General features: G+C 71.8%; 21 protein-coding genes and 1 pseudogene. 13 read left to right on the top strand and 9 right to left on the bottom strand.

Annotated elements, in window-relative coordinates:
* Window positions 1-99: 99 nt before the first annotated feature.
* Genes G6W55_RS08340 through G6W55_RS08325 form a run of 4 tightly spaced genes read left to right on the top strand, consistent with a single transcriptional unit; the run spans window position 100 to window position 4,110 of the window.
* Window positions 100-1,257 carry a glycosyltransferase family 1 protein gene (locus G6W55_RS08340; protein WP_175520148.1) on the top strand — a complete coding sequence of 386 codons (1,158 nt, stop codon included), beginning with the start codon at window positions 100-102 and terminating at the stop codon, window positions 1,255-1,257.
* Window positions 1,254-1,958 (top strand): hypothetical protein, encoded by a 705-nt coding sequence (locus G6W55_RS08335; RefSeq protein ID WP_078635471.1) that lies wholly within the window; start codon window positions 1,254-1,256, stop codon window positions 1,956-1,958. The genes G6W55_RS08340 and G6W55_RS08335 overlap by 4 nt, the downstream gene beginning before the upstream one ends.
* On the top strand, window positions 1,955-3,190 hold the full coding sequence (locus G6W55_RS08330) for a hypothetical protein (RefSeq protein ID WP_175520147.1): 1,236 nt from the start codon (window positions 1,955-1,957) through the stop codon (window positions 3,188-3,190). The genes G6W55_RS08335 and G6W55_RS08330 overlap by 4 nt, the downstream gene beginning before the upstream one ends.
* A complete protein-coding gene (locus tag G6W55_RS08325; RefSeq protein WP_175520146.1) occupies window positions 3,184-4,110 on the top strand; it encodes a glycosyltransferase family 2 protein in 927 nt (308 codons plus the stop codon). Before G6W55_RS08330 ends, G6W55_RS08325 begins: the two co-directional genes overlap by 7 nt.
* On the opposite strand, the gene G6W55_RS08320 is transcribed toward G6W55_RS08325, so the two are convergent.
* The 3 genes and pseudogenes from G6W55_RS08320 to G6W55_RS08310 form a co-directional block, all read right to left on the bottom strand.
* The gene (locus tag G6W55_RS08320) at window positions 4,047-4,583 is read right to left on the bottom strand and encodes an ATP-binding protein (protein ID WP_245177835.1); all 537 of its coding nucleotides are present in this window, start codon (window positions 4,581-4,583) and stop codon (window positions 4,047-4,049) included. The genes G6W55_RS08325 and G6W55_RS08320 overlap by 64 nt on opposite strands.
* A 198-nt stretch (window positions 4,584-4,781) precedes the next feature.
* On the bottom strand, window positions 4,782-5,414 hold the full coding sequence (locus tag G6W55_RS08315) for a VOC family protein (protein ID WP_175520145.1): 633 nt from the start codon (window positions 5,412-5,414) through the stop codon (window positions 4,782-4,784).
* Window positions 5,415-5,495: 81 nt separating this feature from the next.
* Window positions 5,496-5,729: pseudogene (locus G6W55_RS08310) on the bottom strand (NUDIX domain-containing protein); the annotation flags it as partial.
* Window positions 5,730-5,853: 124 nt separating this feature from the next.
* Here G6W55_RS08310 and G6W55_RS08305 point away from each other — a divergent pair.
* Together G6W55_RS08305 and G6W55_RS08300 are read left to right on the top strand one after the other, a co-directional pair.
* Window positions 5,854-6,459, top strand: a complete 606-nt coding sequence (locus G6W55_RS08305) for a hypothetical protein (protein ID WP_175520143.1) — start codon at window positions 5,854-5,856, stop codon at window positions 6,457-6,459.
* A 147-nt stretch (window positions 6,460-6,606) separates the two neighbouring features.
* Window positions 6,607-7,476 (top strand): oxaloacetate decarboxylase, encoded by an 870-nt coding sequence (locus tag G6W55_RS08300; RefSeq protein WP_175520142.1) that lies wholly within the window; start codon window positions 6,607-6,609, stop codon window positions 7,474-7,476.
* Window positions 7,477-7,495: 19 nt separating this feature from the next.
* Here G6W55_RS08300 and G6W55_RS08295 read toward each other — a convergent pair whose 3' ends face one another.
* The gene (locus G6W55_RS08295; RefSeq protein ID WP_175520141.1) at window positions 7,496-8,524 is read right to left on the bottom strand and encodes a LacI family DNA-binding transcriptional regulator; all 1,029 of its coding nucleotides are present in this window, start codon (window positions 8,522-8,524) and stop codon (window positions 7,496-7,498) included.
* Between the two features lie 149 nt (window positions 8,525-8,673).
* Window positions 8,674-9,690: a hydroxyacid dehydrogenase gene (locus tag G6W55_RS08290; protein WP_175520140.1), complete on the bottom strand. Its 1,017-nt coding sequence runs from the start codon at window positions 9,688-9,690 to the stop codon at window positions 8,674-8,676.
* 430 nt (window positions 9,691-10,120) lie between these two features.
* Between G6W55_RS08290 and G6W55_RS08285 the strand changes: the two genes are divergently transcribed.
* Window positions 10,121-11,914: a carboxylesterase family protein gene (locus tag G6W55_RS08285; RefSeq protein ID WP_309243658.1), complete on the top strand. Its 1,794-nt coding sequence runs from the start codon at window positions 10,121-10,123 to the stop codon at window positions 11,912-11,914.
* Between the two features lie 349 nt (window positions 11,915-12,263).
* Here G6W55_RS08285 and mmuM read toward each other — a convergent pair whose 3' ends face one another.
* Entirely contained in the window at window positions 12,264-13,247 is a 984-nt protein-coding gene (gene mmuM, locus G6W55_RS08280) for a homocysteine S-methyltransferase (RefSeq protein WP_175520138.1), read from the bottom strand.
* 166 nt (window positions 13,248-13,413) lie between these two features.
* Here mmuM and G6W55_RS08275 point away from each other — a divergent pair, with 166 nt between their 5' ends.
* The 4 genes from G6W55_RS08275 (at window position 13,414) to G6W55_RS08260 (ending at window position 18,167) form a co-directional block, all read left to right on the top strand.
* Complete coding sequence (locus G6W55_RS08275; protein ID WP_175520137.1) at window positions 13,414-14,823, top strand: RICIN domain-containing protein; 1,410 nt, start codon at window positions 13,414-13,416, stop codon at window positions 14,821-14,823.
* Between the two features lie 91 nt (window positions 14,824-14,914).
* Entirely contained in the window at window positions 14,915-15,964 is a 1,050-nt protein-coding gene (locus G6W55_RS08270) for a rhamnogalacturonan acetylesterase (protein ID WP_175520136.1), read from the top strand.
* An 84-nt stretch (window positions 15,965-16,048) separates the two neighbouring features.
* Window positions 16,049-17,740 carry a DUF2264 domain-containing protein gene (locus G6W55_RS08265; protein WP_175520135.1) on the top strand — a complete coding sequence of 564 codons (1,692 nt, stop codon included), beginning with the start codon at window positions 16,049-16,051 and terminating at the stop codon, window positions 17,738-17,740.
* Between the two features lie 49 nt (window positions 17,741-17,789).
* Window positions 17,790-18,167 (top strand): VOC family protein, encoded by a 378-nt coding sequence (locus G6W55_RS08260; protein ID WP_175520134.1) that lies wholly within the window; start codon window positions 17,790-17,792, stop codon window positions 18,165-18,167.
* 7 nt (window positions 18,168-18,174) lie between these two features.
* Here G6W55_RS08260 and G6W55_RS08255 read toward each other — a convergent pair whose 3' ends face one another.
* From G6W55_RS08255 to G6W55_RS08245, 3 genes are all read right to left on the bottom strand, one after another.
* Window positions 18,175-18,564: a hypothetical protein gene (locus G6W55_RS08255; RefSeq protein WP_175520133.1), complete on the bottom strand. Its 390-nt coding sequence runs from the start codon at window positions 18,562-18,564 to the stop codon at window positions 18,175-18,177.
* A 73-nt stretch (window positions 18,565-18,637) separates the two neighbouring features.
* The gene (locus G6W55_RS08250; protein ID WP_175520132.1) at window positions 18,638-19,327 is read right to left on the bottom strand and encodes a maleylpyruvate isomerase family mycothiol-dependent enzyme; all 690 of its coding nucleotides are present in this window, start codon (window positions 19,325-19,327) and stop codon (window positions 18,638-18,640) included.
* 73 nt (window positions 19,328-19,400) lie between these two features.
* Window positions 19,401-19,823 carry an ATP-binding protein gene (locus G6W55_RS08245; RefSeq protein ID WP_175520131.1) on the bottom strand — a complete coding sequence of 141 codons (423 nt, stop codon included), beginning with the start codon at window positions 19,821-19,823 and terminating at the stop codon, window positions 19,401-19,403.
* Window positions 19,824-20,190: 367 nt separating this feature from the next.
* Here G6W55_RS08245 and G6W55_RS08240 point away from each other — a divergent pair, with 367 nt between their 5' ends.
* Together G6W55_RS08240 and G6W55_RS08235 are read left to right on the top strand one after the other, a co-directional pair.
* Window positions 20,191-20,958, top strand: coding sequence for a Scr1 family TA system antitoxin-like transcriptional regulator (locus tag G6W55_RS08240; RefSeq protein WP_375372438.1), 768 nt, complete (start codon window positions 20,191-20,193; stop codon window positions 20,956-20,958).
* Window positions 20,955-21,161 (top strand): DUF397 domain-containing protein, encoded by a 207-nt coding sequence (locus G6W55_RS08235; RefSeq protein ID WP_175520129.1) that lies wholly within the window; start codon window positions 20,955-20,957, stop codon window positions 21,159-21,161. The genes G6W55_RS08240 and G6W55_RS08235 overlap by 4 nt, the downstream gene beginning before the upstream one ends.
* Window positions 21,162-21,542: the final 381 nt, after the last annotated feature.

Below are 21,542 nucleotides of genomic sequence, written 5' to 3'. Positions count from 1 at the left end.
GTGATCCAAGTTCATCATCCCGTCATGGCCCGCGTCGCCGGTTTCCTTCCCTCACCGGCCCGGATCGACCCTCCGGGCGGACAGAGGGAGGCGACGCACATGCGAGTGCTGTACCTGCTCAACATCTCCAACCCGGACCGGCTTTCGGCCGACTCGGGGTGGATCTTCGCGGATCTGCTCGCTCCGGCCCTGGCCGACGCCGGGACCGAAGTGACCGTCGCCGCACCGGCGGCGGCCGGGGATGCCCGCTGCGGCTTCCACCGGACGAAAACACCGGGGACGAAGTACCGGGCCCGTTTCTCCGCGGACATCGATGAACTGGTGGCCCTGATCCGGGGCGTCAGGCCGCACGCGGTGGTGGCCAACCAGATCGAGGAGGCCCCGGCGATCCGCACTGCCCTCCTGGAGGCCGGATCAGACGCACTGCTGGCCGGGTACTGCCACTACCTGCCGTTCTCCTTCACCAGCGGAGGCCGGCTCCTGCTCGATCCGTCCTTGAACGACGCGGGGCTCGGACAGCCCGTCCTGCTGGCCTTCGCCGCCGGGCTGGCCGCCTGCGACCGGGTGATGGTCCACTCCTCCACGGCCGCCTCCTGGGTGTCGGACGCTGCCGCCCGGATGACCGTGGACCTCGGCGAGAAGCTGCGGGTGGTGCCCGCCCCGCGTGACGAGCGTCTTGTCCGCGCTCCCGTCACCGGCCGGCCCACCTCCGGCGCCGGGGCGATCGGTGTCTACAACCACCGGCTGTACGCGCACTACGGCACCGAGCAGTTCGTGCACCTGGCCCGCGACCTGGCCGCCTCCGGCGTCATCCGGCTGCGGGTGATGGACCTGTTCGGCCGACGCCGCGCCGAGCGCACGGGCCTGGACGACAGCCCCGAGAACATGCGCGACCAGCTCGCCGCCCTGCCCCACGTCCAGATCGTCTCCGACCGGGGTGACCGGGTCCGCTACAAGAACCTGCTGGCGGGCGCCCGCTTCGGCATCGCTCCCTTCCGTCCCGGCTGCCCCTGGTCCATGAGCGTGATCGACTGCCAGGGCATGGGGCTGCCGGTCATCTCACCGAGCCTCGGCTGGCTCGCCCAGCACATCGATGCCGAGCTGTGCTTCACCACCCGGGCCGAGGCCGTCGCCCTGGCCGAACGCCTCGCCACCGACGACGAGTTCCACGCCCTGCACGCCAAGCGCGCCCACGCCTCCACCGCCGACCTCGCCCCGGCCCTGGTCGCCGCCCGCTACCTGGAGGCGATCGCGTGACCAGGTTCGACGCGGTCTTCCTCTCCTACGACGAGCCGATGGCCGGTTCCCTCCACGCCCGCCTGCAACGGACGCTCGGCGGGATGGTCAAGCGCGTGCACGGTGTGCACGGGATGCGCCGGGCCTACCGGCTGTGCGCCGAGGTCGTCGACCGTGAGCAGTTCTTCCTCTCCGACGGTGACTTTGCCATCGACACCGGCTTCGACCCCGCCGTCGTCGCGCCGCTGGACGAGGGCGTGTCCATGCGGGTGTGGAGGGCGGTCAACCCGGTCAACGGACTGACATACGGATACGGCGGGCTGAAGCTGATCCGCCGCAGTGCGCTGCGCGAGATGGGCGAGGCGGTGGACGTGCTCGCCGCCCTTCCGGGCCGTATCGAGTTCGCCGAACAATGCGCGGGCGTCACCCGGTTCAACCAGAGCCCCTTCCACGCTTGGAAGGCCGGTTTCCGTGAGTGCGTGATGCTCGCTCGCGGCAGCGAGTACGGCATGGCCGACGACGACGCCCGCAGACGAGTCGAGGCGTGGACCATGAGCCGGGACGGGGAGTTCGCCGCCTACGCCGCCGCCGGAGCCCAAGAGGGCGTCGACTTTGCTCGTGGGGCCGCCGGCGCCCCCAAGCTGTTCGACCACCTCAACGACCCCACCTGGCTGCGGGATCGCTTCACCGCCACCCATGGGGACCAGGCGGTCTCGGGATGACCGGTCCGCTCGTACTCATCGAGCCGTACGCGAACCGGCTGGGCGGCCACCACCAGCGCACGCTGGTGGTGCTTGCCCAGGCCCGCCCGGGCAGCCTGGCCATCGCCCCGCACGGGATCGCCCGCGAGACGGTCACGGCCCTGCGGGAGGCCGGCGCGCAGTTGGCGACCGCCCCGGCCGGGCGAGCCGCGGCAGTGCTGCTGGCCGTGTCCCGCCTCATGGCCGGGCTCGCCGCAGCAGGGCAGGGCATCTTCCGCTCGCGCCGCTGGCCCCACCGCCTACGGCGGCTGCCGCATCAGATCACCCTCATCGCCCGCTGCCTGGCCGAGGCATCGGCTCTGCGGACCTCCCGCCACCTCCGGCCCCACGCCGGGGCGGTGGTGATCCTGACAGCGAGTGAGGCTCTGCACGGGGCTGCGGCCCTCCTCGGCGGACAGCCGCATCTGCGGTTCGTCCACGAACAGGTCACGACCGAGGACGCCGCCGTACGGCTCCTCGCCAGACTTGCCCGCCGGGGCGAGAAGCGGGCCGTCGCGGTGTACCCGACACAGGCGGTGGGCGATCGGATGGCGGCGGCCTTCCCGGATCTGGCTGCGGTGGTACGGACCTTCGCGGTCGACGACGGCCGCCGCCTGACCGACGCCGAACGCGAGGGCGGCCGGACTGCCTTCGGTATCCCCGCCGCAGAAGCCGTGGTGTGCCTGGTGGGCGGATGGTGGCCCTACAAGGACATCGCCGTCATCGATGCCGCCCTGTCCCGGCTGGAGGAACCGCTGCACCTCCTGGTCATCGGGGCCCCGCTCGACGCAATCGTTCTCGAACGGTGGCGGGCCCTGCCCGACCTGAGCCTGCACACCGTGTCCGGCCCTGTCACGGACGCCGTGCTGCGGCTGGTCTACGCCGCGGCCGACGCCGCCCTGGTCGCCCGGCACCCCGGCATCGGCAAGGAATCCGGGCTGGTGATGGATGCCGCCCGCCTCGGTGTCCCTCTGATCGTCTCCGACCACGATGCGGCCCTCACCGCCCGCCTTCGCGGCCTGCCCTGGGCCCTGACCTTCCCCGTGGGCGACCCGAACGGGCTCGCCGACGCGCTGCACACCGTCATCCGCCGACCAGTTGGCCGGCCCGGCACCGCCGCACCCCGCCTGCTGGGCATGCAGACGGCCGACGAGCAGGCCGACTTCCTCACCCACACCTTCGCCTCCCTCCGTACGAAGGGGTCACGATGCTGATCACACCTCCGCCGCTGGTCTCCGTCATCGGCCCCGTCGAAGTCCCGCTGCTGGCCGCCTGGGTATGCCACTACCGGCTCCTGGGCATCGAGCGGTTCCTCATCGCCTTCCACTTTCCCGAACACGTCCCCGAGGAGCGGCGGCACGAACTCCTGGCCGCCAGTCGAGAGCTGGGCATCATCCCCACCGCTGTCGGCACCGGCCCGTGGCACGAGCACACCAACGGCGCACTCAGGGACGCCCTGCGGCAGCAGGCGGGGCCCGGCTGGCACCTGCTCGCCGACGCCGACGAGTTCCAGCAGTACCCCGTTCCGCTGGACGAGATGATCGCCCGGGCCGAGCACGCCGGGCACCGCGTGGTGGGCGGGCTGATGCTCGACCGTGTCACCGCTGACGGCTCCCTTACCGGCTGGGACCCGCAGACGGGCCTGGACACGGCGTATCCGCTCGGCGCCTTCCTCACTCACCGGCTCCTGCGCGGTGACCCGCGCAAGATCGTGCTCGCGCACTCCGGCGTCGCCGTGGCCTCCGGAAACCACCGCGCCGAGGGTCACCGTCCGGCCAACCGGCCACCGGTCGCCGTTCACCACTTCAAGTGGCGCGACGGAGTACGGCAGGACATCGAACGGCGGGCTGCGCACTCGGCGGACGGAACCTGGAAGACCGGCTCCCCGGCCCGGCTCGCCGAGGCCCGCCGACTGCTCCAGCACCTTCGCCGGCACGACGGCCGAATCGCGGTCGACTCCCCGCACCTGGGCTTCCGGCCCGTCTCACTCCGGACCGTCCCCGCCGCATGGTGGGCCGCACAGGCGACCGGGCTGGTGACCACCTGGCGGCCGCCGACCGCAAGGGAGAATCAGAACCAGTCGGGCCCGATGATCTCCTCGCCCTCGCCCTCGGGCGGTTCGAACCGGGCGTAGAAGTCGTCAAGCGCCGACTCCGTGACGGTCAGCGCGTTGGCGTCCTCTCGCAGGTTGCGCTCCCCGAGGCGCCGCAGCAACTCGGCCCGCTCGACAGGGAAGTACAACAGACGCGGCCGACCGCCGGCCTCTTCGACGAGCTTCTTCCACTCGAGGCGGGCGGAGCGCAGCCACAGCCCGTGATCCAATACGACGTCCCGGCCTGCTGCAACCAGCTTCGCCAGGCGCTCACGCACCTCGGCGACCACTGGAGCCTCCAGGGCGAAGTAGTCCCGCTCCGGATAGTCCACGCCGTAGCGGCCGTGCCGGGCGTGAACCAGCTCATCCACCGACAGCCGCACCACTCCGGCCGGCTCCAGCCGCCGCTGGGCATACATGGTCTTGCCCGACCCGGTCAGCCCGACCAGCAGATACACCACCGGCCCGGCCTCCCGACCGTGGTCGGCAGCCCGGCTGGGCTCCACCGCCTTCACCCGCGCACTCCTCCTCGCGCTCCACGGATCGCTCCTGAAGCCCAGCCTGCCACCCTTCGTGTGGATCGGCGACGACACTTGCCGGGCGCACACCCTTCGCGTGGCGACCTCCTGATCCGAATCGACCTCATGCAGGGCTCCAGGCGGAGCATCTGTCCGAGGTACAGGCGTGGACGGGACGGCAGTCACCGGGGACCGTCAGGTGAAGGTGACCGGCCCGTTCGGGGTGTCGAGGGTGAAGGAGAACCCCGCGGGCCCCTCGCCGATCACCAGATCCGTCCCGAGGGCGCTGAGCACGGGGCGGACCTCCTCGGGGTCGGGTGCGGTGGCGGTCAGTGCCAGCAGCGGGGTCAGCGGCAGATCCGACGCGGACGGGTGGACCGCGTCGACCCAGTCGATCAGGAACGGCACCAGACCGGAGGGATGCGGGGTGCCGCCGTCGGTCAGCCGCCACTCCAGCAGTGTGCCGTCCGGCCGCCGTCGGCTCATCTCTCTCACATCACCCGGGTCATAGCCGTGGACGCGGACAGTGGCGACCGTGGCGTCGATGTCGGACGGACTGATTGCCCAGGTGATCGTGCGCGCCGAGTCGAGCCCGTCCACACCGAAGGGGCGAGGCCCGGCCGGCGCGGACTGCTCCGGGTCCGGCCCGAGGATCTCCAAGTAGGCCCCACCACCCAGCCCGACCAGGCAATTACGAGTCCCGAACCCGATATGCACCCCACCCGGCGCCGGCACCACCCCGGTACGCCGAGCGAACTCGGCCACGGTCGCCGCCAGGTCGGGAGTCGCGAGGACGATGTGGTCGAGGTGTGCCGGAATGGTGTTCATCCCGCCCGACCCTACGCGTAGGGCACCGAAATCACCTTGCCTTACGAACAGTTGTGCGTCCCGCGTGTCTCGTGTGCGTCAGGATGAACTCCAGCGTTGCAGGACCGCGGTCGTGGTGATGGGCTCGCCGGGCTCGCTCTTGCCGATCGGCAGGTCCCACTTGCCCTGGGCGAACTTGGCGTTCCGGCCGCGCTGGAGGAGGACGATCCGGTCGGTGTCCCGGTCGTGGACGATGACGGCGGCGACCAGCACGGTCATGGACTCGACGGCGGGCGGCAGGACTTCGGGCTGGGCGTCGGACTGCGGCTGAGCCACGGTGGGGGTCCCTTCGTCGGCTGGTCGGTGGGCAGCTTAGGTCAGTGCCGTGCGCTCGCGGCGGGAACGCGTACGGCACCGAAATCACCGCGCCGGGCGAACACCTGTGCGTCAGGATGAGTGCATGATCCGTACCGTGCGCGTTCTCCCCGTGCTCCTGCTGCTGCCCGCCCTCGCCGTCGCCTGCGGTACCGAGACGGCCGCGGGTGCGGATCCTGCCGAACTTGCCTCTCGTGCCGGTGCGTTGGGGATCGCCCCGGAGCATGTGTACGTGACCGACGCCTCCGGCTACACGCTCGCGCAGCAGTCGGTGGGTGTGTTCGGGGACGACGGGTTCTCCGCCGTCTATGTCTCGCAGGGGGAAGGCAAGCAGCTTCAACTCAGTGTGGATCGCGGGAGCATGACCGCCGAGAGTTGTCCGGAGCAGCCCGTGGGTGACTCCTCCGGTACGTCCACGACCTGTGTCCGTGACGGTGACTTCTGGTTCCGCAGTGCCGGGAAGCGGCGGGAGTTCGCGGTGCCGAAGGAGGGGTTCGTCATTCATCTCGGGGGCGAGGGCGTGCCGCGGGACGTGTTGCGTGAGGCCGCCGAGAATCTCCATCGGCCGTCCGCGGACGAGTTGGACGCCCTGCTGCCCCCGGCGACGGGCCGTGGTGAGCCGGTGGAACGCGGCGACCTGCCCTCGGAGGGTGACGGGGCGCCCGACAACAGCGTGGGCGAGGGCGGATGAGAGAGAGCGGCGACGCCTTCCAGTGACGTTTCTGCGGTGAACCGTGTGCTCCGAAGGAGTGAGTGCGGCCGGAGGCGAGGCGTACGGGCGAGGGCCGCGCGGAGATCCTCGGAAGTCGGTGACACGGCTACCGGGAGGAACCGGACCTTGACGTACGGCAACAGGCTGCGGGAGCGGATCGCGGACCCGGGCACGACCCCGCTGATCGGCGTGTACGACATGTACTCGGCGTCGATCGCGGCGCAGCACTACGACGGCATGTTCGTCTCCGGCTTCGGCTTCGCGGCCTCGTACTACGGGTTGCCGGACATCGGATTCATCGCCTGGCCGGACATGATGGCGTTCGTGCAGCGGTTGCGGGGCGCGTTCCCGGCCCACCATCTGCTGGTCGACATCGACGACGGTTACGTCGATCCCGAGGTCGCCTGCCATGTGGTGGAGGGCCTGGAGCGGATCGGCGCGTCCGGTGTCGTCCTGGAGGACCAGCAGCGGCCCCGTCGCTGCGGGCACGCCGACGGCAAGCAGGTGCTGCCGCTGCACGAGTACCTCGCCAAACTGGAGTTGGTGCTCGCGACCCGCCGGGACCTGGTCGTCGTGGCCCGCACCGACGCCACCGACGAGGACGACATCCTGCACCGCGCGGAGACCCTCGCCGCCACCGACGCGGACGTGGTCCTGGTCGACGGCGTCCGCAGCGTGGAGTGGATCCGGCGGATCCGGAAGGTCACCGGGGACAAGCCGTTGCTCTTCAACCAGATCGCGGGCGGCAAGTCCCCACGCCTCTCCCTGACCGAACTCGCCGAACTCGGCGTGGACGTGGCGATCTACAGCACCCCGTGCCTGTTCGCCGCCCACGAGGCCGTGCACTCCGCGCTCACCGAACTCCGGCGCACCGACGGCCGGTTGCCGGCGTCGGACGCCTCGGACGCGGTCGGTGTGGGCACCGCCACCCGACTGCTGGAACGCAACATCGCGCGCCGTCGGCCGGCGGCGCGGGAGGCGGAGGCCGGCGTCTGAGCCGGGAGGGGCGTCACGATCAGCGTGCGGGGACGGGCGGCGGTGCCGTGCTCGCCCGTTCCACCAGCCGCGTCGACAGTTCGGTCCTGGTCCCCTCCGGGCGCTGCCCGTCCACCATCCGCACCAGCAGCCGCAGGGCCGTGGCCGCCATCTCCGCCAGCGGCTGCCGGACGGTCGTCAGGGCGGGGGAGGCCCAGCGGGACTCCGGCAGATCGTCGAAGCCGACCACGCTGATGTCGTAGGGAATCCTCAACCCCCGTTCCAGCACGGCCCGGTAGACGCCGAGGGCCATGCGGTCGGAGCAGACGAAGACGGCCGTCGGCGGCTCCGGCAGGTCGAGGAGTTCCCGCGTCCGGCGCTGGGCGGTCGACTCGTCGAAGCCGCCGTCGCGGAGGTACTCGGCCCGGACCGGGAGCCCGGCCGAGGCGAGGGCCGAGCGGTAGCCGGCGACCCGGGCGCCGCTGCACGGTGTGCGGCGCGGTCCGCAGACGACGGCGACGCGTTCGTGCCCGAGGGCGGTCAGATGCTCGGTCGCGGTCACCCCGCCCTGCCAGTCCGCCGCCCCGACCGACACGACCCCGGGCGGCGGCTCGGCCACCGGGTCGATCATCACGTACGGGATGCGCCGGTGGGCCAGCAGGGCGAGGTGGGAGGCCGTCGGTTCGGTCCGGTCGAACAGGACGCCCGCCGAGCCGCGCGCCGCCAGCCGGTCCGGCCAGCCGCGCCGCGCGCGTCCGCCCCGCACCCGGGGCGGCGCGGCCGAGACCACCAGGTCCAGCCCGGCCTCGTGCGCCGCCTCCTCCACGCCGTGCAGGACCGCCCCCGACCTGGAGTGGTTCAGCGAGGGCACCACCAGGTCGACCAGCCGGGGCGGCTTGATCTGGTCGAAGCGTGGCCTGCGGACGTAGCCGAGCCGGTTCAGCGCCTCCGTGACCCGGCGGCGGGTCTCGGGGGCCACGTCCTCCCGCCCGTTGACCACCTTGGACGCGGTCGGCACGGACACCCCCGCCTCGCGCGCCACCACGGCCAGGGTCGGTCCGGTCGTCATGCCCGCACCGCCGTCGCGTGCGCCCTGCGCATCATGAAGGACCACCTCTCCGACCCCGGATGGAAAGCGCTTGCTATCCTAGGTCGGCCGTCGTGGCACGTGAAGAGACCGCGGGCCGGATGTGGCGGCTGCGGCGGATGTGCTCGATGTCAGGCGACCCGGGTGAGATCCGCACGCCGTACCCGGTGCGCGAGCGGCAGCCCCGCCGTGACGCGGTCGAGTTCGTCGGCGACGATCCCGCCCATGCGCTGGAGTTCGTTGCCGAGGGACCCCGCGATGTGCGGGGTGAGGAAGACGTTGGGCAGGCGGTAGAGCGGGGAGTCCGCGGGCAGGGGCTCGGGTTCGGTGACGTCCAGGACGGCGTGCAGACGGCCCGAGACGAGTTCGTCGACGAGCGCGCCGTGGTCGACGAGGGCGCCGCGCGAGGTGTTGATCAGCACGCCGCCGTCGCGGATGAGCCCGAGCCGGGCCCGGTCCAGCAGATGCCGGGTCTCGGGGATGTCCGGCGCGTGCAGCGTGACGATGTCGCTGAGCCGCAGCAGATCCTCCAGCGGCAGGAGCTGGGCCCCGAGGTCGGCCGCCTCGCCGGGGTCGAGGTAGGGGTCGTGGAGGAGGACCTCCAGGTCGTGAGGGCGCAGCAGGCGCAGGAGCCGGCGCCCCACGCGCGAGGCGCCGACGACCCCGACCCGGCGGCCGTGGTTGCCGGTGCCTGCGGTCCGGTCGGGCGTGGGCGGCACGTGGGTGCGGCGATACCGGTCGCGATGGCCGAGCGCGTCCTTGCCGGCGAGAAGGATCATGGCCAGGGTGTACTCGGCGACCGGGACGGCGTTGGCGGTGACCGCGCTGGAGACGGTCACCCCGCGATCCCAGAGGGCCTCGCCGACCAGTGACCGGACGGAGCCCGCCGCGTGCAGCACCGTGCGCAGCCGGGGCGCGACGGCCAGGGCGTCCGCGTCGAGGCGGGGGCAGCCCCAGCCGGTGATCAGGATCTCGGCGTCGGCGAGGGCCCGGCCTGCGGTGGTGTCCGTGAAGTCCCGGACGACGAGCGCGGGGTCGATGCCCGCCGCGCGCCGCAACCGGGCCATCAGGGGTGGCGGGAACAGCAGCGGCAGATGCACCGGATCCATGGCGAACACGGCCCTGGGCGGCGGCGGGGCGTCGGGCATGACCCTCCCGGAGGCCGGGGAAGCGGGGGTGACGGGATGGCGGGATGGCCGGGGGGAAGCGGTTGCTGAAAGCGCCTTCTACGGTAGGTCGGGTGCGGAGAGGGGGTCAATCGGTCGGAGGGAGCCTTCACAGGTTCCGGGGTTCCGGCTGAGGGGAGGGGGCGCCCGTGGTCCCTCGAACGGCCCTGTCTCGGGGCCCCTGCGCCGGAATAGCGGCCGTCCTTGTGGTGCTGTGGAGGTACCGGTGCACTGGCACGACGGCGTGACAGCGCGGCGAAGGGCTGGTGAGCAGATGACGGCGGACCAGACGGGCCAGACGGGCCAGACGGACCCTGCGGACGACACCCGGCCGGATCCCGGGGCGGGCGCCCGGCGGGAACGCGGACCTGATCCCCGGAGGGAACCCGAAGCCGACACCCGGCCGGACCCCGTGGTCGGTACCCCCTACGGGGCCGTACGGGGTCGGTACGAGCGTGGCGTCGCCGTGTTCCGGGGCATCCCCTACGCGGCACCCCCCTTCGGACCCCGACGGTTCCGGCCGCCCGAGCCGCCCGAACCCTGGGACGGGGTCAGGGACGCGGGTGTGTTCGGCCCGACGGCGCCGAAACCGCCGTACTCCGAAGCCTTCGCCCAGTACCTGTCCGACCCGGTCGTGCCGGGGGACGACTGTCTCAACCTCAACGTCTGGACGCCCTCGCCCGGCCCCGACGCTGGCCTGCCTGTCATCGTATGGCTGCACGGCGGCGCCCTGACCAGGGGTTCCTCGGGTGTCCCGGTGTACGACGGGCAGCACTTCGCCCGCGACGGCGTCGTCTTCGTGTCGATCAACCACCGCCTGGGCGTCGAGGGGTACGGCCTGTTCCCGGACGCCCCCGCCAACCCCGGGCTGCGCGACCAGCTCGCCGCGCTGGAGTGGGTGCACCGGTCCGTCAGGGCCTTCGGCGGGGACCCCGACAGGGTCACCCTTGCGGGGCAGTCCGCAGGGGCGATCAGTATCGGCGCGCTCATCGCCGCCCCGCAGGCGCAGGGCCTGTTCCGGCGGGCCGTCCTCCAGAGCGGGCCGCCGGAGGCGTTCGAACGGGACAAGGTCCGGCGCATGGTGCGCCGGATGGCGACCCGGCTCAAGATCCCGGCCACCGCCGAGGCGTTCGCCGCCGTCGACCGCGATCTGCTGCTGCGCACGCAGGCCGACGTCGGCAGGCTCAGCAGCCCGGTGCTGGGCGGCCCTGCCTTCGGCATCGTCGTGGACGGCGATCTCGTCCCGCGCGATCCGCTCGAAGCGCTGATCGAGGGCGGCGTGGCCGAGGGCGCCGACCTGCTGCTCGGCTGGACCCGGGACGAGTACCGGCTGTGGCTCGTCCCCGGCGGCCTCCTGGAACGCGTCGACCGGCTCGGCCCCGTCGCCCTCGCCGGTGCCATGGCCCGCTGCCACTGCGGCCACGAGGTGCCGCGCGGCTACCGCGTCCTGCACCCCGAGTCCGGTACCGCCGACATCGTCGGCCAGATGGTCACCGACCATCTGCTGCGTCTGCCGTTGCACCGGCTGGCGGACGCCCGGCCGGGGAGGGCGTACGTCTACGAGTTCGCCTGGCCCTCGCTCCGTCCCGGTCTCGGCGCCTGCCACGCTCTGGAACTCGGCTTCGTCTTCGGCACCGGCGACACCCCCGAGTCCGCGAAGCTCGCCGGCGAGGGCGCCCCGCACGACCTGGCCGCCGAGATGCACGGCGCGTGGGTGCGGTTCGCGCGCACCGGCGACCCGGGCTGGCAGCCCTGGGACGCGACGCACCCGGTGCGGATCTTCGGCGACATCGACGCCCCTGGTGAGAGGGGCGGGGCGGGTGACATCGACGCACCCCGTCAGGGTGACAGGACGGGTGACACCGACATCGCCGGTCGGAGTGACAGGACGGGTGATACCGACCGTGGGCGTGCCGTGCGGGAGCCGTACACCGCGTACGGCCCGCGCGACGCGGAGATGGCCCTGTGGGCGACGGCCGCGGCCGCCGAACGGTCCGCACGGGCCGTCGTACCGCCGTCGGAGCCGGTGCCCGCCGGCCGGGCGACCCGCGGCACGGAACTCAGGTCGGTGGTACGACGGCTGCGGCGGGCGAGGGGAGCGGAGGGAACAGAGGGAAGGGACGGGACGGAGGGGACGGAGGGGACGGAGGGGACGGAGGGGACGGAGGAAGCCGGGGGAGGAGCCGGCCGCACGGGCCGGCGGTGAACTCCGGTCCTGACGGGGCGCCTTCGGGGCCTGGCGGGGCGCTTCCCTGGCTGTGCGGGGTGTCTTCCGGACCCGGCGGGGTGCTCGAAGGCGCGACCACCGCGATCGGCGAGTCCGATGGCCACCCGCTCCCTCTGCCGGACGCCTCCCGGCTCTACCCGATCGCCGTCGGTGAGCGCGGCAGCGCCTGGATGGACCGACCTGACCGCGCGTGGCGCGGCGGGCCACGGCTCCCGGCCCGGTCGTTCCGGGCCAGGCGGGGCGCCCTCGGGCCAGGCGGGGCGCCTCCCCGACCCAGCGCCGCGCCTCCCGGGCCGGCTAGGGCCCTTTCCGCTCGGCCCCTCTCCGCCTACGCCGCCCCGAGCGTCCGCGCGATCGAGGCGACCGCCTCCGGTCCCACCCGGCAGCAGCCGCCGATCAGCCGGGCGCCCGACTCCCGCCAGCGCAGCACCTCTTCGGCGGCGAACGTGGAACGGCCCCGCCACGCGCGCGTGTCGGCGTCCCAGACCTCGCCGCTGTTGGGGTAGACGACGACCGGCTTGCCCGTGACCCGTGCCGCGGTCGCTACGGCGGCGTCCACGTCGCCGGGCACACAGCAGTTCACCCCGACCGCGATCACCTCGTCCCGGCCGTCGGCCAGGGCGAACGCCTCCTCCAGCGGCTGACCGGCCCGCGTACGGTCACCGGTGATCGAGTACGACAGCCAGACCGGCACCCCGAGTCCGCGCACCGCCCGCAGCAGCGCCTCGGCCTCGTCGGCGTCGGGCACCGTCTCCAGGGCCAGGACATCGGGTGCGGCGGCGGCCAGCGCCTCCAGGCGGGGGCGGTGGAAGCGTTCCAGTTCGTCGACGCTCAGCCCGTACCGGCCCCGGTACTCCGAGCCGTCCGCCAGCATCGCCCCGTAGGGGCCCACCGACGCGGCGACCCACAGCGGGCGCGTGACGCCCTTGTCCCGGGCCTGCCGGGCCGCGTCCCGGGCCAGTTCGACGCTCAGCGCGAGCAGCCGGGCGGCCTCATCGCGCCCGATGCCCCGGTGCGCGAAACCCTCGAAGGTGGCCTGGTAGCTGGAGGTGATGGCCACGTCGGCGCCCGCCTCGAAGTACGCGAGATGCGCCTCGGTGATCGCCTCGGGCCGCTCGGCGAGCAGCCGTGCCGACCACAACTCGTCGCTCAGATCGTGCCCGGCGGCCTCCAACTGGTTCGACATGCCGCCGTCGAGGACGACGGTCCCGGCGGTGAGAGCCTCGGCGGGGGAGGCGTCCGCAGGGGAAGCGTCAGCGGGAGTCGGAGCGGGAGCGGGAGTCGGAGCGGGACGTGGGGTGTCGCTGGTCATGCCACGACGCTAATCCCCTGCACGGGCCTACCGGCACGGTAAGGGCTTTCTGGCAAGTCGCACCCGACCCGTTGACCTGCCCATGCCACCCCTCTACCTTCCCAGTGTTCGTCATTCCATATGTCGTTCGTGATACCGAACGGGCCGGGCAGACGGAGGAACCCCGATGAGACGTGCGTACACCACCCTGCTCGCCCTCTGCCTGACCCTGTTCGGCGCCCTCGCCACGGCGGGACCGGCGGGGGCCGTGACCCGGACCGTCCCCAACGGCGTTCAGTTCACCGACACTTCGGGGAACGTCGTGCACGCGCACGGCGGCGGGATCATCAAAGTCGGCGACTACTACTACTGGTTCGGCGAGGACCGCAACGCGGACAACACCTTCCGCTCCGTGGACGCCTACCGCTCCACCGACCTCAAGACCTGGGAGTTCAGGAACCGTGTCCTGACCCAGTCCAGCGCCGCCGAGCTGAACACCGCCTACATCGAGCGGCCCAAGGTCGTCTACAACGCCGCCACCGGCACGTTCGTCATGTGGATGCACAAGGAGAACGGCACCGACTACGGCGAGGCCCGGGCCGCCGTCGCCGTCTCCGGCACGGTCGACGGCGCCTACACCTACCGGGGCAGCTTCCGTCCGCTCGGTGCGCACATGTCCCGCGACATCACGGCGTTCGTCGACACCGACGGCACCGGATACATGGTCTCCGCCGCCAACGAGAACTACGACCTGCACATCTACCGTCTCACCGCCGACTACACGGCCGTCGACAGCCTGGTGGCCAACCCCTGGCCGGGCGGCCACCGCGAGGCACCGGCCCTCTTCAAGCGCAACGGCGTCTATTTCATGCTGACTTCGGGGGCGACCGGCTGGAGCCCGAACCAGCAGCGGTACGCCACCGCGCCCAGCCCGGCCGGCCCCTGGACGGCGATGACGAACGTCGGCGACTCCACGGCCTACGGCTCCCAGACCGCGTACGTCCTTCCCGTGCAGGGGACTTCGGGCACCTCGTACCTCTACCTCGGCGACCGCTGGGGCAACTCCTTCGGGGGTACGGTCAACGACTCCCGTTACGTCTGGCTGCCGTTGACGTTCCCGTCCTCGACCTCCCTTTCCATGGCCTGGAGTCCGGAGGTCACCGTGGACACGGCCGCCGGTACGGTGAGCGGGACCGCCGCCACCTACGAGACGCTGATCGCGCGGCACTCCGCCAAGTGCGCCGACGTCACCGGTCAGTCGCTGTGGCAGAGTGCGCAGATCAAGCAGTACGACTGCAACGGCGGCGGCAATCAGAAGTACTGGTTCAGGTCCGTGGGGGACGGATTCCATCAACTCGTCGTGCGTCAGAGTTCGTTGTGTGTGCGGGAGAACGCTGCCGCGGTCACCCAGGAGAACTGCGACGCGACCGACACCGCCCAGCAGTGGTCCCTCACGACGACCGGGAACTACGTGAACGTGAAGTCCCGGGCATCCGGCGAATGCCTGGACGTGAGCGGTGCGTCCACCGCCAACTCCGCCGCGATCATCACGTACACCTGCAACGGCGGGACCAACCAGCAGTGGACGCGCGGGTGACACGCGGGTGACGCACGGGGTCTAGAAAGCGCTTGCCCGGAGACGGTACGGTCCAGCCGCCAGGACTGCCGTCGTACCGGAGGAGCCCGCAGTGAGACGACTCGCCCTCGCCGTGTCGGCGGCGCTGACCCTGACCGCCGTCTGCACGGCCGCCCCCGCCACCGCCCAGGCGGACGGCGGCCCGGCCCCGCTCGGAATCGCCAACTGCACAGCCACCGCCTGCCACTTCGACGTCCCGCCCGGCATCTACCACGTCCGGCTCGTCCTCGGCGGCGACACCGCGTCGAGCACCGCCGTCACCGGCGAGACCCGGCGCGCGCTGCTCGCCGAGACCGCCGTACCGGCCGGCGGACGTGTCACCCGAGGCTTCACGGTCGACGTCCGCACCCCCGAGGGCGAACCGACGGGCGCCGAGGGGACCGCCGGCCTGGACCTGGCGTTCGGCGGGACGGCGCCCGCGCTCGCCGCGATCAGGGTCACCCCGGCCCGGCACGCCCACCGTCTCTTCCTCGTCGGCGACTCCACGGTCTGCGACCAGCCCGGCGAGCCCTACGCCGGGTGGGGACAGGAGCTGCCGCAGTACCTGCGCGAGGGCGTCGCGGTCGCCAACCACGCCGACTCCGGGGAGAGTACGGTCACCTACCTGGGGAACCCGCTGCTGTGGGCCACCGTGCAGGCGCGGGTCCGGCCCGGGGACCTGGTCCTGATCCAGCTCGCGCACAACGACAAGACGACCGACGAGGTGACGTACCGGGCCAACCTGGAGACACTGGTGGCGGGCGTCAGGGAGAAGGGCGGGCGACCGGTTCTGGTGACCCCGATCGTGCGCCGCTGGTTCAACGCCGACGGCACGCTCGACAACGCAACAGCCCTTCTGGTCAACGGACTCGGCGTCGACCACCCGGCGGTGATCCGCTCGGTCGCCGCCGAACGGGACGTCCCGCTGATCGACCTCACCGCCCGGACCAAGGCACTCGTGGAGTCCCTGGGCGTCGAGGGCTCCAAGGCGCTGTACCTGTACAACGAGAAACGCGACAACACGCACACGTCCGTCCACGGTGCCACGGTCTACGCGGAGTTGGTCCGCGACGAACTCGTCACCCGGCATCTGGTGCCCGAGGGCATGGTGCGGGTGGGATGAAGCCCCTGGGGGCGCCCCGACCGGAACCGGGGCGCCTCCAGGCCCGTACCCCTACGGGGCGCGGAGAAGAAACGGAAACCGCCGATGCGCCTGCCCCCGCCCGATCACGCCCTCAGCCCCCTCACCGGCTACACCCGCGCCCACTGGGAGGCCGCCGCCGACGCCCTGCTGGCCGCCGTGACCCCGTACGCCACCGAGGGTTACGCCCTCTACCACCTCCCCGGCGACCACGAGAGCTGGTCGGGCCGGCTCTCCGACGGGCTGGAGGGGTACGCCCGTACGTTCCTGCTCGCCGCCTTCCGCCGTGACGAGACGGCGCTGGAGCGCTACGCCGACGGCCTGGCGGCCGGGGTCTCGGGTGTCTGGCCCCGGATCGAGGACCGTGGCCAGCCGCTGGTCGAGGCCGCGTCGATCGCCCTCGCCCTGCGCCTGACCCGCCCCCTCCTCTGGGACCGTCTGGACGACGCCGTACGCGGGCGCGCGGCGGACTGGCTCGGCGACGCGCTGACGGCTCAACCGTGGCCCTGCAACTGGGAGTTGTTCCCGGTCACGGTGGGCGGCTTCCTGGAGTCGGTCGGCGCCGAGCCGGAAGCCTCCCGGGCGGCGATCGACCGCGGCCTGGAGCGCATCGAGGAGTGGTACGCGGGCGACGGCTGGTACAGCGACGGCCCGGGCCGCGCCTTCGACTACTACAACGGCTGGGCGATGCACCTCTACCCGGTCCTGCACGCCTGGCTCGCCGACGACCCGGACCTCCTGTCACTCTACGGCGACCGCCTGGAGGCCCATCTCGCCTCCTACGCCCGCCTGTTCGGCGGTGACGGCGCGCCGTTGCGCCAAGGCCGTTCCCTCACCTACCGTTTCGCCACCGCCGCGCCCCTGTGGCTGGGCGCCCTCACCGGCCGGACGCCACTGACCCCCGGCGAGACGCGTCGACTGGCCTCGGGCGCGCTGAAGTACTTCCTGGAACGGGGTGCCGTCGACCCCCATGGTCTGCTCACCCTCGGCTGGCACGGTCCCGACACCTCGGTCCTCCAGGGCTACTCGGGCCCCGCCTCCCCCTACTGGGCGAGCAAGGGTTTCCTCGGCCTGCTCCTGCCGCCGGAGCACGAGGTCTGGACGGCCCGAGAGGAACCGGGCCCGACGGAGCGAGAGGACGCGGCGACGCCGTTGCCCGCCCCCAACTGGCTTCTCCAGTCCACCCGTTCGGACGGTCTGGTCCGCCTCCACAACCACGGCAGCGAGGACGCCCGCTACGACCCCCACTACTCCCGCCTCGCGTACTCGACCCTGACGGCGCCCTCACCGTCGTACGACAACAGCGTGATCCTCGACGGCGACCCGACCCGCACCGGCATCGAACCGCTCGGGGTCGGCGAGGGCTGGGCCGCGTCCCGGCACACGGCGGGCGGGGGAGCGAGGGTGACCAGCGTTGTCCTCGTGCGAGGAGCGGCGGAGGTACGCATCCACCGGGTGACGGGGGCGCCCCAGGGGACTCCCGTAAGGGTGACGGGCTGGCCGACCGAGAACGCGGAACTCCTGCCCGCCCTGGGCCTGGACGACTCCCTGACGGGCCACATCACCGACGACACGACGTCGTTCGTGGCACTGGCGAGACTCACGGCGGACCCGGCCACGAGGTCGGAACCTCTACCGAAAACGGTCTCCGTACGACGTCCGACACCGAACGAGCTCGACGTCCACTGGCAGGACGGCCCGGCCTGGCGCGTGACCCTCGGCCGGGACACGGTGGAAGTAACGCCGCTCGCCGACTGAGGAGTTGATCTCCGTTGCCGAGGGGAAGCGCGTGCAGAAGAATCCGTCCATGACGTCTGCCATCCATCACGTGACCTTCTCCTGCTCCGACGCCTACGCCCTGGGCAGCTTCTGGTCCGAGGTCCTGGGCCAGCCCCTCCACGACGACGACAAGCCGGGTGACCCGGAGGCGCTGATCGAGGGCGCGGGGCTGCTCTTCGTGACGGTCCCGGACCCCAAGACGGCCAGAAACCGCGTCCACCTCGACCTCCAGCCACAGGACCGCACCCGCGACGAGGAGGTCACCCGCCTGCTCACCCTCGGCGCCACCCTCCTCGACGACCAGCGCCGCCCCGACGGCACGGGCTGGGCCGTCCTGACCGACCCGGAGGGAAACGAGTTCTGCGTGGAACGCAGCGCGGCGGAACGGGCGGCTACGGCGGGCTGAGAAGGGATCAGCGGGTGGGGAAGGACGCCAAGGCGACTTCCCATTCGTCAGCCGCATGGAGCAGTGCGGCCTTGTCCAACCGCACTTCTACGAAGAACTGGTAGATGTCGGCCCCGTCGTCACCTTGCTGCCAAGGCGGGGCCGCCTCCAAGGACAGATGGACCCGAAGTACCGCTCCGGCATCGTCCCGGGCGGCGAGGCTGAAGGCCAGGACCGGCTCGACGAACCATGTGTCCGGTGACAACTCGCCGTCGTCGTCAGGGCCGGACACGGCGACCGCCCCCGCTGCCACCGCACGCGCTTCGTGGGTCAGCAGACAGGGATCGCCTCCGACGGTGGGGAACTGGTAGCGCAGCGGGCGGAGGTCGACAGTGTTCGCGTGATCGCTCAATCGCACCGCCGCAGGATGTCACGGCCCGTGCCCGTCCAGCGCCTTCATTCTTGCCGGTACCGACGTCTCGTGACCCAGGTCAGGGGACCAGTGGCCCCGCCAGCACCGCCGACCCCGCCTCGCGGTCCCCCTCCCAGGTCACCGATTCCGTGTCCCGGGGCTTGCGGCCCCACAGCAGCAGGAGAAGGTCCTCGGCCGTGCCGGAGAGGTGGGCGAGCGGTTCACCCGGGCCGTAGGTCACGGAGTGGCCGGTGTCGGTGGTGGTGAGGCGTACGGCGTGCCCGGGCGGGCTCGCGGCGCCCTTGGCGATCATGCGGAGCGCCATCGTGTCGAAGACCTCGGCGACGCCGTCGGCGGCGAGTGCCGGGTTCATCGGTGTCGGCTTGCCGAGGGCGTGTTCGGCGTCCCAGCGGTGCATCAGCGTCTCCTGGCTGCGGCGCCGGCGCCAGAAGCCGACCGTGTGCGGCGGGAAGAACGTCCACGCCTCGGTCGCGGGATCGACCGACAGGGCCTGCATGAGCGCGTCCGACGTCTCGGCGTACCAGTCCTTGAGGGCGGCCCGGTCGCGAGGGGCGGCATCCTCGTCGTAGCTCTTGCCGTGCCGTTCCCGCACGGCCGTGGCGGCCCACAGGTTTCCCGCGCCCATGTGTGCGGCCAGATCCACCAGCCTCCAGTCGCCGCAGTGCTCGACGGGAGCCGACAGGTCTCCGTCGTCCAGCAGAGCCCCGAACGCGTCCAGCTCACGCCTCAGTTCAACCAGGTAGTCCACGGGGTCACGGTACAGCCCACCGATCGGCGTCACGGTCCGGCCGACCTGCCGACATGTGGGCGCGGAGCAGGCGTCACGTGGGGGTGGTGTCGTGCCGCACCTCCGCCCAGACGGTCTTCGTGTACGCGTCGTGGACCGTGCGTCCCCAACGGTGGGCGTGGGCCTGGACGAGGAGCAGTCCACGGCCCGAGGTCCCGTCGGCGGGCTGTGGCGCCGCGTGCGGCGGAGGCAGGCGCTCGGGGCGGGTGTCCGTCACCTCGATGCGGAAGAGGTCGGGCAGGAGCAGCAGCGCGAGCCTGAAGTCCCGGCCGGGCAGGCTGCCGTGGCGGATCGCGTTCGATGCCAGCTCGGCGGTGACCAGGGCGGCGGCACGGGCCGGGTCGGAGTCGTACGGCAGGCCAGTCCACTCGGTGAACTGCTGGACGGCGAGTTGGCGGGCGAGACGGGCACCGCGTCTGGTGCTGCTGAAGCGCAGGGCCAGTTGACGTGTGGGCATGAGAGGTGGCTTCGGCGGTTCGTCGGTGAGCTGATGGTGAGTCACGCATGCAGCGTGGCGGGGTGGACGACCTGACGACCAGGTACGGCGGCCGTACCTCGCCCTTGCGGTACGGGGTGCGCGGACGGCTGTGGGGTTGGTTGTACGGGGCTTGTACGGGCGTTGTACGGGTCCGGCTCGTGTCCCGTTCCCGCAGATCGCGTTGGACATGGACCGGCGGCGAGGGCGGCCGAGGGCCGGCTGCGGAGGGACGGAAGGGCGTGGGAGTGTGAGGACGGCACGGGACGTACGGAACACGCGGACGGAGCGGGGCGCGAAGCTCAAGGACGAGGGAGCCGATACGCCAGGGGTGTGGTCGGCCTACGGGGTGCTGTTGCAGTACCTGCGCAAGCGGGCCGGGTTGAACCAGCACCAGCTCGGGGACGCGATCGGGTACTCGCTGGAGCAGGTGGCCTCGGTCGAGCAGGGACGGCGACCGGCGAAGGCGGCGTTCACTGCGGCGGCGGAGCGGGTGTTGGAGGCGGGCGGTGTTCTGGAGGCGCTTCAGGGAGAAGTGGATCGGGCCAAGTTGCCCAGGTTCTTCAGGAACTTCGCGCTCTTCGAGGCAGAGGCGGTGAGCCGGTTCGACTACGAGCCGTCGCTGGTGCCGGGGCTGTTGCAGACGGAGGTGTACGCGCGGGCTCTGTTCGCCGGGCATTGCCCACCGCTCAACGAGGAGGCGATCGACCGGCATACGGAAGCGCGGCTCGGTCGGCAGAAGCTACTGACCCGAGTGCCGCTCGCAGAGTTGTCCTTCATCATCGGCGAGGAGGCACTGCGGAATCCGGTGGGCGGCATGGAGGTCATGCGCGGACAATGGCAACACCTACTGGAATTGGGGGCGTTGCGGAACATGGAGATCCAGATCATGCCTGCCGCATGTGGGTCCCACCCCGGCTTGAACGGCCCGTTCGTGGTGCTGGAGACCAAGGATCACCAGCACCTCGGCTACATCGAGTCTCAGGAAGTCGGGTGCGTCGTGCATGACCCTGCGGAGGTCAGTGCCTTCGGGTTGCGGTATGGCAAGCTGCGGTCGCAGGCTCTGAACGGCGTCGAGTCTTTGCGGCTCATCGAACGGCTGGCGGGAGAGACATGAGCGTGGAGCAGGTATCCGAGGACGTAGGCGGGCTGCGCTGGTTCAAGAGCAGCTACAGCGGATCCGGCGGCGGCAACTGCGTGGAGGTGGCCGCGGGCCTGAACGCCGTGTACGTACGGGACTCGAAGGCCGTGGGCGGCGGACCGGTACTGCGGGTCGGCCAGGGCCAGTGGGAAGCGTTCGTGGCACTCGCGGCGCAGTAGTAGGAAGCACGGCGGCAGGGGCAGGCGGAGCCAGTTCTGGCGCGCCTGCCCCTGCCGCACGTCCCGGTCCTGGTGACGGCCTGATAGGCCGTCAGGGCGTTTCACCTGGGAAGATTCTCTGATCTCGGCGCGGCCGCACCGCGACTGAAAAGGCGCGCCGCGCACCCCGCCCCGCGGCCACTCCGTCACCGTTGCGCGAACACCGCAACCACCTTCCCGCACAAGCTAGTTGAACGATCCCTGTGACTTGTATTGACGCCCCCTTGGGGTGAGCCTAGCCTTCCCGGCTTGAGAGCGCTCTCAAGCCGCAAGAGTCCCCACTTACCGGCGTCACTCCCTGGGATATGAAAGTCCGTTCGGGCCGCTTCCCGGGTGTGGGTC

This window comes from Streptomyces sp. CAI-85, assembly GCF_013363615.1.
GTDB lineage: Bacteria > Actinomycetota > Actinomycetes > Streptomycetales > Streptomycetaceae > Streptomyces > Streptomyces antibioticus_B.
Note: the sequence above shows the minus strand (reverse complement) of the source record. Positions and strands in the feature narration are given on the sequence as shown.